The following is an 11,826-nucleotide window of genomic DNA, read 5'->3' as shown; positions in this document are numbered from 1 at the left end:
TTGTCTGTCTCCATTCCGGACGATTCTATTCCGCCAAGTTGCTCCGGTGGATTGAACGTTGGGGGAATGCACGGGATAAGGTCGCATCCGAATCGGAGACGCTGTCGTGGGGGATGGACAGGTTCTCATTTCCGCCGGCGATCTTGTCGCGCGGGAAGCAATGCTCTTCGCTGCGATCTGGTTTCTCGTGGGCGGGATCGACGACTGGATCGTCGACCTGATCTATTTGGGAAGGCGGCTGTTCGATTCGCGGTCGACTGGTGTTGCATCGACAGCGGAAACGCCGATTCCGGCTCCTGCCTTCGCCATATTCGTTGCTGCTTGGGACGAGTCCGCGGTGATCGGCAAGATGCTGCGCAACGCGCTCGCGCGCTTCGATTACCCGGCCTACCGCATCTATGTGGGGACTTACCCCAACGATCCTGCGACGATCGTCGCGGTCGAGGCCGTCGCCGATCTCGATCCCCGGGTACGGCTCGTCATCGCGCCGGTTCCGGGCCCCACCACCAAGGCCGATTGCCTCAATGCGCTCTGGCGTGCGCTGCTGCATGACGAGGCGCAAGGGGATTCCTTTGCCGCGGTGGTGCTCCACGATGCCGAGGACGTGGTCCATCCGCTCGAGCTTCGCGTCTTCGCAGGGCTGATCGGCGCGCACGGGGCGGTGCAGATTCCGGTGCTGCCGCTGCGTCATCCCTCCTCGCGCTTCGTGTCGGGGCATTACTGCGACGAATTCGCGGAGGCGCATGCGCGCGTCCTCCCGGTGCGTCAGGCGGTCGGCGCCGGCCTCCCGCTCGCCGGAGTCGGCTGCGCGATCCGGCGCGACATTCTGGGGCGCATCGCGGCTGCGCGCGGCTGTGCGCCGTTCGATGCTTCGAGCCTGACTGAGGATTATGAGCTGGGGCTGACGATCAGCGCGATGGGCGGCGCACCCATCCTCGCGCGCGTGCCCGAGGCGCCGGGCGGTCTGCCGGTGGCAGTGCGGGCCTATTTTCCGGGCACGCTGTCGGCTGCGGTGCGGCAGAAGGCAAGATGGATGACCGGGATCGCGCTCGCCGGCTGGGACCGCACCGGCTGGAGCGAGCTCGGGCGCATCGGCGATCACTGGATGCGGATGCGGGATCGCCGCACCACGCTGGCGATACCGGTGCTGATGATCGCTTATTGCTCGCTGCTGCTGTGGGTGGTGTCGCTCGCCGGCCACTGGCTCGCGGCGAGCGCGCCACCGGCCCTGAAACCGGGGCTGGTGTGGCTGCTCGCGGCCAATCTCGCGCTGCTCTGCTGGCGCGTGGCGATGCGGATGATCTTCGTGCACATCGCTTACGGCTGGCGCGAAGCGCTCTGGTCGGTGCCGCGCGTGCTCGTCTCCAACTGCGTCGCGTTGCTTGCGGCCCCGCGGGCGCTTTCAGCCTATCTCGCGATGCTCGGCGGGGCCGCGCCGCGCTGGGACAAGACGGCGCACCAGTTTCCGGACCAGGGGGAAGCCGACCCGGCATGAGCGGCAAGGGCCGGCCGCTGCGCTTCCTGGCGCTCGTCGCGTTCGGCTGGACAGGCGCGCGGCTCGCCGTGCTCTGGCCGCAGACCGGATCGCTCCCGGCGGCGATCAAGGCGCTGGTGCCGCTTGGCCCCGCCATCGCGGAACGCCCACCCGTGGCGCATCGGCCGGTTGCCGCCATGCCGGCTGCGCACCTTACCGTGGTGCCGATCTGGGCGCCGGCCCTTCCGACCGGCAGCGAAACTGCTCTATGGACACCTCTGCCTGCTCCCGCCGGGAATCGTGACCCGCTGCGGGTCCAGATCGCGCTGCTGGCGCTGGTGCAATATGGCGTTCCGGATGAGGGTGGACCGGCGCCCCGCATCGCGGTCGGCAGTCCCGATCGCCTGGATCCGCTGCCTTCGCGCTGGTCGGCGAGTGCCTGGGCGGCGTTCCGGCCGGGCCAAGGGATCGGCGCCGCTCCGGGTGGCGGGCAGCTCGGCGGAAGCCAGGCGGGCGTCCGCCTCGCCTATATGCTCGATGCCGACGCGCGCGTTGCCGCCTTCGCGCGCTTCACGGCGCCGCTCTCCACGCGCGGCCGGGAGGTCTCGTTCGGACTCGAATGGCAGCCCGGTAGCGCACCGGTGCGGATCGTCGCGGAGCAGCGCTTCGCGATTGACGGTGGCGGGAGCGGCCCCGGGCTCGGCGCGATCGCCGGAGTGGACGCGACGCTCGCGCACGGCTTTCGCCTCGAATCCTACGGCCAGGCCGGAGTCATCCGGCGGCGGCGGATCGAGCCTTATGTCGACGGCGCCGCGCGCGCCACGCGCGATGTGATCGAGGCTGCGGGCGTCCGGCTGGCGCTGGGCGGAGGCGCATGGGGAGGGGCCCAGCGCGATGTTACGCGGCTCGATCTCGGTCCTTCGGCGACGCTGGCGCTGCCGGTCGCGGGGCAGACTATCCGCGTCGCGCTCGATTGGCGGCAGCGCGTAGCGGGCAATGCGCGGCCGGGCTCGGGGCCCGCGCTCACCGTCGGCAGCGATTTCTAGCGCACACCCCTTTTGCGTGCGGGCCCAAACGCGGTATCGCCTTGTCCGGACATGGATCTCTACCTTCCCATCGCCAATCTATCGGTCAACGCGCTGGTGATCGTCGCGCTCGGGCTGGGCGTCGGCCTGCTTTCGGGCATGTTCGGGGTGGGCGGCGGTTTCCTCACCACGCCGCTGCTCATCTTCTACGGGATTCCGCCCACCGTCGCCGCCGCTTCGGCCGCGAGCCAGGTGACCGGCGCCAGCGTCTCGGGCGTGTTCGCGCACTTTCGGCGGGGCGGCGTGGATGTCCACATGGGGCTGGTGCTCGTCGCCGGCGGGGTGGTCGGCAGCATCGCCGGCGCGGGGCTTTTCTCGCTGCTCCAGAAAAGCGGCCAGATCGATACGGTGATCAACGTCCTCTATGTGCTGATGCTGGGGTCGATCGGCTGGCTGATGCTGCACGAATCGATCACGGCGGTGCGGATCTCGCGCGGTGCGCAGGCGCCCAAGCCGCGTAAGCGCCGCCACCATCCGCTCGTCGCGATGCTGCCGCTTCGCTGGCGCTTCTATCGTTCGGGGCTCTACATCTCGCCGCTTGCGCCGCTGCTGCTCGGCGTGTTCACGGGCATCCTCACGATGTTGCTCGGCGTAGGCGGCGGCTTCATCCTGGTGCCGGCGATGCTCTACCTGCTCGGCATGGGCGCGCAGGCAGTGGTCGGCACTTCGCTCTTCCAGATCCTGTTCGTCACGGCTGCGGCGACGCTGGTGCACGCCACCACCACCAAGGCAGTGGATATCGTGCTCGCCGTGCTGCTGCTGCTAGGGTCAGTAGCCGGCGCGCAGCTGGGCGCCCGCTTCGCCCAGTCGATGAAGCCGGAATATCTGCGGCTGACGCTGGCGGTGATCGTCCTGGGCGTGGCGCTGCGCATGCTGCTCGGGCTCGCGTGGCGCCCGGACGAAATCTATTCGGTGACGCCACTGTGAAAGCGGGGGCGGCCCTGCTGATGCTGGGAGCCCCGCTGCTGATGGCGCAGGCCCAGCCCGAGCTGGTGCCCGACGTTTCCCAGCGCAACATCGAGATCGCCTATTCCTTCACCGGCGTCGAGCTGCTGCTGTTCGGGGCGATCCTCTATCCCGGCGGGCGCGCGCCCGATCCGGCGGAGAAGCCGCCCGAGATCGTGGTGGTGGTGAAGGGCCCCACCGAAGCGATCCTGGTGCGCGAGAAGGAAAAGGTCGCGGGCATCTGGGTGAATGCCGATTCGATGCGCTACCGCTCTGCGCCCAGCTTCTATGCGATCGCCTCGTCCCGGCCGATCCGCCAGATCGTCGACGATCGTACCCGGGCGATCTTCGAGCTGGGGCTCGACAGCCTCCAGCTCTCCCCGGCGTCGAATGCTGTTCCAGAAGTGCAACGTCGGTTCGACCGCGGGCTCAACGACCTGCGCGTACGCAGCGGGCTCTATTACGAAGCGCCCGGTGCCGTGGAGATCACCGACGGGGTGCTCTATCGCGCCCGGCTCAACATCCCCGCGCGCGTCCCCGTCGGCCGCTTCACCGCAGAGACCTTCCTTATCCAGGACGGCCGCGTGGTTGCGGCGGCGGTTCGGCCGATCGACATCCGCAAATCGGGATTCGAGCGGTTCGTCGCGACGAGCGCCGAACGCTATTCGCTTGCCTATGGCCTGATCGCAGTGACGCTTTCGGTGCTGTTCGGTTGGGGCGCCGGGGCGATCTGGCGGCGAATCTAAAGAGCCGTACAGAACGCAAAATTTACCACCCTCGGCCTATGTCGCTCGCACAATCGGTGGAGTGACGGATGGAAGCCCAGTTCGGATCGCGGGGTGTGGAGAGCGCGGCGTCGGTTCCCGCGGTGGACGCACTGCCCTCGCGCACTCCCATGCCCGCGATTGGCGCGGTGCTCGAGATCGCCGGGTCGTCGAGCCAGGTGATGTTCGATCACGCCGAGCTCGACGCGCTCGCCGGAAGCGCGGATGCCGCGATCGCCAATGCCGGGCAGATCGGCAGCCTGGTCAAGATGCGCGTCGGCAGCACATGGCTGATCGCCAGCGTCCGCTCGCTCCGGCTCGAAGGCGCGGGCGACCGGATCGCCGCGCAGATCGATTTCCTTGGCGAGGGCGACGAGGAAAAGCTCACCGGCAAGCTCTACAGGTTCCGCCGCGGCGTGACGCGCTATCCCACCCCCGGCTGCGCGGTGTTCCCCGTCTCGACCCCCGATCTCAAGCAGATCTACGCCGCCGACGAGCGCGCGCACATCGAAGTGGGCAACGTCTATCCCACCAAGGACATCCGCGCGGCGCTCTACGTCGATGCGCTGCTCGGCAAGCATTTCGCGCTGCTCGGCTCGACCGGCACCGGCAAGTCGACCGCGGCGGCGCTGATCCTCCACCGCATCTGCCAGCTCGCGCCCCAGGGTCACATCGTGATGATCGATCCGCACGGCGAATATGCGAGCGCGTTCAAGGACAGCGGCGCGCTCTACGACGTGTCGAACCTGCAGATGCCCTATTGGCTGATGAACTTCGAAGAGCACTGCGAAGTGTTCCTCACCACCGCCGGCTCTGATCGCCAAGTCGATGCGGACATCCTCGCCAAATGCCTGCTGCTGGCCAAGGGCAAGAACCGGCTGGCGCAGGAAGTCGGCAAGCTGACGGTCGACGCGCCGATCCCCTATCTGCTGTCGGACCTGACCCAGATCATCCAGCTCGAAATGGGCAAGATGGACAAGGCGACCGACACGGCGCCCTATCTGCGCCTGCGCAGCAAGATCGACGAGATCAAGGGCGATCCGCGCTACGCCTTCATATTTTCCGGGATGCTCGTGGCCGATTCGATGGCGAGCTTCCTCGCGCGGATCTTCCGTCTGCCGGGTGACGGCAAGCCGATCTCGATCGTCGATGTCTCGGGCGTGCCGAGCGAGATCACGTCCGTCGTCGTCGCCGTACTCAGCCGGATGGTTTTCGATTTCGCGATCTGGTCGCGCGGCGAGACCAAGCGGCCGGTGCTGCTCGTCTGCGAAGAGGCGCACCGCTATGTGCCGAGCGAGCGCAACGCTGATGGATCATCGGTCGGGCGCATCCTCAGCCGGATCGCCAAGGAAGGCCGTAAATACGGCGTGTCGCTGGGCCTGATCACCCAGCGCCCGTCAGACCTTGCCGAAGGGGTACTCTCCCAGTGCGGCACGATCCTGTCGATGCGGCTCAACAACGAGCGCGACCAGGCCTTCGTCCGCGCGGCGATGCCCGAAGGTGCGCGCGGCTTCCTCGATTCGATCCCCGCGCTGCGCAACCGCGAATGCATCGCGGTGGGCGAAGGCGTCGCGACTCCGATCCGTCTGCTGTTCGACAGCCTGGAGGAGAACAAGCGCCCTGCCTCGGACGATCCGCTCTTCTCCGAACTGTGGCGCGCCACCGGCGGCGAGGAAGCGATGCTCGAGCGCACGATCAAGCGCTGGCGTTCGCAGGGGAAGTGACAAGCGGAGGCGCGAGTATCGATACCGGAACCCGTTCACCCTGAGCTTGTCGACGGGCGCGGCGCCGCAAATCGTTCGCTCCCAGGCACGCCCTTCGACAGGCTCAGGACGAACGGGGTTGTAGCTCAGTCCTCGCTCTTCGCCGCGCCGTGCCCCACGGGCACGCGCAGCAGCGAATTGAATTTGGCCTTGAACTTGCCGAGGTCGCTGCCGGTGAGCTGGCGCATCGTGGTGAAGGAAACCGAGCGCGGATTCACTGCGGCGCCGTTCTTGTAGAGCTCGTAATGGAGGTGCGGGCCGGTCGAGAGGCCGGTGCTGCCCACCGCGCCGATCCGCTCGCCCTTGCGCACGCGCTGGCCGCTGCGGACGTAGATCCGGCTCAGATGGCCATAGCCGGTGGCATAGGGGCCGCCGTGATCGACCTTGATGAAATTGCCATAGCCGCTGCGGCGCCCGGCAAGCTGGACCACACCGTCGCTCGCCGCATAGACCGGCGCGCCCCAAGGCGCGGCAATATCGATCCCGCGGTGCATGCGCGTGTAGCCGAGCAGCGGATGGCGGCGCATGCCGAAGCTCGACGAGACGCGACCCGCGGCGGGCATCGCCATCATGCCGGTCTTGTTGCCCTTGCCGGCGCTGTCGAACCATTCGGTCTTGCCGTTCGATTCCCACGGCACCAGCTGAACGCTGTTCCGGCAGCCGTCGAGCCCCGCATACATCAGGTTGCCGAGCTGCACCTCGCCGGTCTCCGCGCGCGCCTGCTTGACGATGATGTCGAACTTGCAGCCCGAACCGAGGCGCGACACGGGGACGCGGCTGGCGATCGTGCGGATATAGGCCTCGACGGCCTTTGCCGGCGCCCCGGCAGCACGCGCCGAGCGATAGAGGCTCGATCCGATCGCGCCCTGGATGCGTAGCGGCGTGTTATCGATCGCGATGGGAATCTGCTTGAGTGCAAGCGTCCCGCCGTTGCGCGCGACTTCGAGCTTGAGGTCGAACCGCGCGCGGAACGCCAGCCTTTCGAGTGGGCGTGGCTGCGACTTGTCGGCGCGGCGCCCGAGCGTGAGGTCGAGCATCGTCCCGCGCTGGATATCGTCGAGCGACACGGACTGGGCGACGAGCTCGCGCACCAGATTCGCCTCGCCCCTGCCGACGCCCGAACGCTGGAGCGTCCCGAGCAGCGCATCGCCCGAGGCGAGCCGCGCATCGAGATTGAGGATCGGGCGCTCGGGCGTGTCGGCGAGCGGGGCGACGAGGCTGGTCGCCGCGAAGCGCTTGCCCGTGGTGGCACCCATCGCAAGCGGCTTGATTGCCTGCGCGCGGACTGCGTCCCGCTCCGCGCCGGTGAGCGGCGCGGGAACGGTGCCGTGGATCGGCGTCTCGAATCCGGGCGCCATGAACAGCGTGACCGCGCACAACCCGAGGCAAGTCGCGAGGCCGCGGAACCAGGTGAGCGAGCCGATCTGCGAACCGAGATCGGGCACCAGATCGAAATCGGGAAAGCGGCGCTTGGACCTGGTGTCGGCCAGGGGCTCGGGCGCGGCGCGCAGCCGCGCGGATGCGGCCGAAGCGCCGCCACCGAGCTGATGGCCATGATCGTCGCGCAGGAACAAGTCGTGCGACCCCCAGCTACCCTCTTCCACACTTGTGCAGCCACCCCCGGCGCACGAGCGTTGTGTGTTGAAGTGTTGGTCCAAAGTCAAATTAACCACCCCATTCGGCGCCGCTGCCTGCGGCCACCTGTGCCGCACCCGCGCTCGGGGGAGGGCCCTGCTGCAATCTTCAATAAATCCAATAGGGTTAACATCGCTTCAATCACGGGGAGTTGCTTAAGGGGCGGCTCGGAACGATCTAGGTATTCGCAATGAGCCAGTTCGCGCGTTCTCCCATCACGGCGGTGCTAGGGCCCACCAACACCGGCAAGACGCATCTCGCCGTCGAGCGGATGTGCGGGCATGCCAGCGGGATGATCGGCTTCCCGCTGCGGCTGCTCGCGCGCGAAGTCTATGACCGGGTGGTTCGGATGAAGGGGGCCGGCGAAGTCGCGCTGATCACCGGCGAGGAGAAGATCCTGCCGCCCAAGGCGCGATGGTTCCTGTGCACCGCTGAAAGCATGCCGCTCGAACGCGAGGCCGCCTTTGTCGCGCTCGATGAGGCGCAGCTCGGCGCCGACCCTGAGCGTGGTCACGTCTTCACCGATCGGCTGCTTCGCGCGCGCGGTCGCGAGGAAACGATGATCCTCGGCTCCGAAAGCCTGAAGCCGATGCTCAAGGCGCTGGTGCCAGATGCCGAAATCATCGGCCGGCCGCGCTTCTCGACGCTCTCCTACGCCGGCGCCAAGAAGCTCTCGCGCCTGCCGCGCCGCTCGGCGATCGTCGCGTTCAGCGCCGAGGAAGTCTATGCTGTCGCCGAGGCGCTGCGGCGGCTGCGCGGGGGCGCGGCGGTAGTGATGGGCGCGCTTTCGCCCCGCACGCGCAACGCCCAGGTCGCGATGTTCCAGGCCGGCGAGGTCGATTATCTCGTCGCGACCGACGCGATCGGGATGGGGCTCAACATGGATGTGGCGCACGTCGCGTTCGCGAGCCTCCACAAGTTCGACGGGCGCCGTCAGCGCCGGCTGACCGTCGCGGAGATGGCGCAGATCGCGGGGCGCGCGGGGCGGCACCAGAAGGACGGGACCTTCGGTGCGCTCCACGAGGAGGGGCCGAGCGCATTCACGCCCGAGGAAGTGCTCGCGATCGAAGCGCATCAGGTGCCGCGGCTGGAGCACCTCTATTGGCGCGAGGGTGAGCCCGATTTCGCGAGCGTCGATGCGCTGATCGCGAGCCTGGAGGCCAAGCCGCGGAGCGAGGTGCTGCGCGCGGCGCCCGAGGCAGTGGACCTCGCAGTGCTCAAGCGGCTCGCCGGGGAAGATTGGGTGCGCGCGCGGGTGCGCTCGCCCCAGATGGTCGCGCGGCTCTGGGCAGCCTGCGGGCTCCCCGATTTTCGCAAGCTCGGCACCGATCCGCATGCGCGCTTCGTCGGGCGGCTGTTCGGCCATCTCTCCGAAGCCAACGGCCATGTCCCGCACCAATGGTTCGCCGACGAGATCCAGCGGCTCGACAATATGGGCGGCGATGTCGAGACACTCGCGGGACGGATCGCCGCAGCACGAAGTTGGGCATATATTGCTCACCGCTCCGACTGGCTCGCCGAGCCCACGCACTGGGCCGAGCGGACGCGCGCGATCGAGGAGAAGCTGTCCGATGCGCTCCATGCCAGCCTGACCCAGCGCTTCGTCGACAAGCGCACCACGGTATTGCTGCGCCAGATCGGAGCGGACGCGTCGAACCTGCCGGTCACTATCGGACCCGAAGGCGAAGTGAGCGTCGAGGAACATCCGCTGGGGACGCTTTCGGGCTTTCGCTTCACCGTGGCGGCCGATGCGCGCGCGGCCGACAAAAGGATGCTGCTCGCTGCGGCCGAGAAGCGGCTGGCGGGCGAGTATCGCAAGCGCGGCGCTGCGCTGGCCGAAGCGGAGGATGCGGCGCTCGCGCTGGTCGGGGCGGTACTCGCGTGGAAGGGCGCTGGCGTTGCCGAGCTCAGGCCCGGGCAGAGCCTAGTGCGGCCGCGCATCGTGCTCGATCGTGCGCTCGACGTGCTCGACGCGCAGGTGAAGGTGCAGGTCCAGGCGCGGCTCGACCGCTGGTTCGCCGACCAGATCGCGCGCAACCTGCCCGCGCTCGCCAAACTCGACGCCGCGACGCGCGACACCGATGCGGGCGCCCCCTTCCGCGCGATCGCCAACGCGCTCGTCGAGGCCGGCGGGCTGCTGCCGCGCCGGGCGGCGGGAACCTTGGTCGATGCGCTCGATCCGGAGGCGCGCAAGCGGCTGCGCCAGATGGGAGTCACGATAGGCACGCTCGATCTGTTCGTCCCGGCGCTGCTCAAGCCCGGCGCGGCCCGCTGGCGGCGCGAGCTGATCGGGATGGAAGAAGCGCCGCCCGACGGCGCGACGGTGCTGCCGCGGAACAGCCCCGGCGCCGACTTGGCCCACGGCTTCCGTCCCCTCGGCAGCCAGGCGGTGCGGGTCGACCTGGTCGAGCGGATCGCGCGCGCCGCGCACGAGGCGCGCAAGGGCCGTGCGCCCTTCGCGCCCGATCCGGCGCTCGCCACTTCGATGGGGCTCAGTGCGGATACGCTGGCGCGGCTGATGGCGCAGCTGGGTTTCCGCACTGCCCGCTCACCCGAGGGCGAGCCGCAACGCTGGACATGGCGGGGCTTGGCACCCGCGCCGAAACCCAAGGCGTCGCCGGCCCAGAATGCTTTCGCGGCGCTGGCGGGACTGCGGCATGGCTGACGCGGCGACGATCCGGCTCGACCGGTTCCTGTGGTTCGCGCGGATCGCCAAGTCGCGCAACGACGCGCAGGCGATCGCCGAGAAGGGCACGCTCCGGCTCGATGGCCGCCGGATCGAACGTTCGGCGGCGGCGGTGCGAGTGGGATCGATCATCGTCTTTCCCCTTCACGGCAAGGTCCGCGCACTGCGCGTGGAGGCATTGCCGCGCCGCCGCGGGCCGCCCGCGGAGGCAGCCCAGCTTTACACCCCCCTCGAAATCCACGCGCCCAAGCCCGTTGACGCAGGAGAATCCGAGGCATAGCAGGGCCGGTAGTTACCAGCCTTGGCCTTCAGGGGAGCCCGACGCCAATGACCTATGTCGTCACCGACGCCTGCATCCGGTGCAAGTACATGGATTGCGTCGAGGTGTGTCCGGTGGACTGCTTCTACGAGGGCGAGAACATGCTCGTCATCAATCCGAACGAGTGCATCGACTGCGGCGTATGCGAGCCCGAATGCCCGGCCGAGGCCATCCTGCCCGACACCGAGAACGGGCTGGAGAAGTGGCTGGAGCTCAACCGTACCTATTCGGAAGAGTGGCCGAACATCACCACCAAGGGCGAAGTCCCCGCCGATGCCGACGAGCGCAAGGGCGAGGAAGGCAAGTTCGAGAAATACTTCTCGGCGAACCCCGGCACCGGCTCCTGAGCGACTGCGCCGCGCAGGCGCAATCGGCCCAGAATCGGCGTCCGAATCCGGAAACCTGCCCCGGCGCGCAGATTTATGCCGCGCTGCGGTGACGTTTGGCTGGTAATTTTATTGCAACGGTGTTAAATAGGCTCCCGACGGAGGCGATGGATTCGCTCTCCGCCCGGAGAAGTATACGAAGTCGCCCCCGACTGCCGGACCGGCGCGCAAGCGCTAGGGCCGACGCCGCACCGCTCGGGGCCGGTAATTCACGGAAAGGTTCCTCGCACATGGCTGCCAAGGCGCTGTCCTTCGATGTCGGCGATTATGTCGTTTACCCCAAGCACGGCGTGGGCCGTGTAGTCGAGCTGCAAAAGCAGGAAATCGCGGGGATGCAGCTCGAGCTCTACGTCCTGCGGTTCGAGAAAGAGAAGATGACGCTCCGCGTTCCGACCAACAAGGCGGAGAGCGTGGGCATGCGCAAGCTTTCGAGCGACAAGACGCTCAAGGAAGCACTGGAGACGCTGAAGGGCAAGCCCAAGGTGAAGCGCACCATGTGGTCGCGCCGCGCGCAGGAATATGAAGCGAAGATCAACTCGGGCGACCTCGTGTCGATCGCCGAAGTGGTCCGCGACCTGTTCCGCGCCGAAGACCAGCCCGAACAGAGCTATTCGGAGCGGCAGATCTTCGAAGGCGCCGCCTCGCGCCTCGCGCGCGAGCTCGCGGCGATGGAAGAGACCGACGAGAAGGCCGCGCTCGAGAAGATCCTCGACATCCTGCGCAAGGCCGCTGCGGTCTGGAACAAGGACAAGGTGCCCGCGTAAAGCGG

General features: G+C 68.0%; 10 protein-coding genes. 9 read left to right on the top strand and 1 reads right to left on the bottom strand.

Annotated elements, in window-relative coordinates:
- Positions 1–106 precede the first annotated feature (106 nt).
- From ACMGDH_RS01955 to ACMGDH_RS01935, 5 genes are all read left to right on the top strand, one after another.
- The gene (locus ACMGDH_RS01955; RefSeq protein ID WP_436826239.1) at positions 107–1,495 is read left to right on the top strand and encodes a glycosyl transferase family protein; all 1,389 of its coding nucleotides are present in this window, start codon (positions 107–109) and stop codon (positions 1,493–1,495) included.
- Positions 1,492–2,520 (top strand): hypothetical protein, encoded by a 1,029-nt coding sequence (locus ACMGDH_RS01950; protein ID WP_436826238.1) that lies wholly within the window; start codon positions 1,492–1,494, stop codon positions 2,518–2,520. The genes ACMGDH_RS01955 and ACMGDH_RS01950 overlap by 4 nt, the downstream gene beginning before the upstream one ends.
- Before the next feature lie 51 nt (positions 2,521–2,571).
- Positions 2,572–3,486, top strand: a complete 915-nt coding sequence (locus ACMGDH_RS01945; RefSeq protein WP_436826237.1) for a sulfite exporter TauE/SafE family protein — start codon at positions 2,572–2,574, stop codon at positions 3,484–3,486.
- A gap of 20 nt (positions 3,487–3,506) precedes the next feature.
- The gene (locus tag ACMGDH_RS01940; RefSeq protein ID WP_436826236.1) at positions 3,507–4,250 is read left to right on the top strand and encodes a TIGR02186 family protein; all 744 of its coding nucleotides are present in this window, start codon (positions 3,507–3,509) and stop codon (positions 4,248–4,250) included.
- A gap of 149 nt (positions 4,251–4,399) precedes the next feature.
- Positions 4,400–5,992: an ATP-binding protein gene (locus ACMGDH_RS01935; RefSeq protein ID WP_436827201.1), complete on the top strand. Its 1,593-nt coding sequence runs from the start codon at positions 4,400–4,402 to the stop codon at positions 5,990–5,992.
- A 125-nt stretch (positions 5,993–6,117) separates the two neighbouring features.
- Here the strand turns inward: ACMGDH_RS01935 and ACMGDH_RS01930 are convergent, their stop codons facing one another.
- Positions 6,118–7,635, bottom strand: coding sequence for a M23 family metallopeptidase (locus ACMGDH_RS01930; protein ID WP_436826235.1), 1,518 nt, complete (start codon positions 7,633–7,635; stop codon positions 6,118–6,120).
- 221 nt (positions 7,636–7,856) lie between these two features.
- Between ACMGDH_RS01930 and ACMGDH_RS01925 the strand changes: the two genes are divergently transcribed.
- From ACMGDH_RS01925 to ACMGDH_RS01910, 4 genes are all read left to right on the top strand, one after another.
- Complete coding sequence (locus ACMGDH_RS01925; protein ID WP_436826234.1) at positions 7,857–10,331, top strand: helicase-related protein; 2,475 nt, start codon at positions 7,857–7,859, stop codon at positions 10,329–10,331.
- Positions 10,324–10,632 carry a S4 domain-containing protein gene (locus tag ACMGDH_RS01920; protein ID WP_436826233.1) on the top strand — a complete coding sequence of 103 codons (309 nt, stop codon included), beginning with the start codon at positions 10,324–10,326 and terminating at the stop codon, positions 10,630–10,632. The genes ACMGDH_RS01925 and ACMGDH_RS01920 overlap by 8 nt, the downstream gene beginning before the upstream one ends.
- A 47-nt stretch (positions 10,633–10,679) precedes the next feature.
- Positions 10,680–11,018, top strand: coding sequence for a ferredoxin FdxA (gene fdxA, locus ACMGDH_RS01915; protein ID WP_436826232.1), 339 nt, complete (start codon positions 10,680–10,682; stop codon positions 11,016–11,018).
- 269 nt (positions 11,019–11,287) lie between these two features.
- Positions 11,288–11,821 carry a CarD family transcriptional regulator gene (locus ACMGDH_RS01910; RefSeq protein ID WP_436826231.1) on the top strand — a complete coding sequence of 178 codons (534 nt, stop codon included), beginning with the start codon at positions 11,288–11,290 and terminating at the stop codon, positions 11,819–11,821.
- The last annotated feature ends 5 nt before the right edge of the window (positions 11,822–11,826 follow it).

It is taken from the genome of Sphingomonas radicis (assembly GCF_051400635.1).
In the GTDB taxonomy this organism is placed as follows: domain Bacteria; phylum Pseudomonadota; class Alphaproteobacteria; order Sphingomonadales; family Sphingomonadaceae; genus Sphingomonas.
This window is presented reverse-complemented; position numbering and strand designations above follow the sequence as displayed.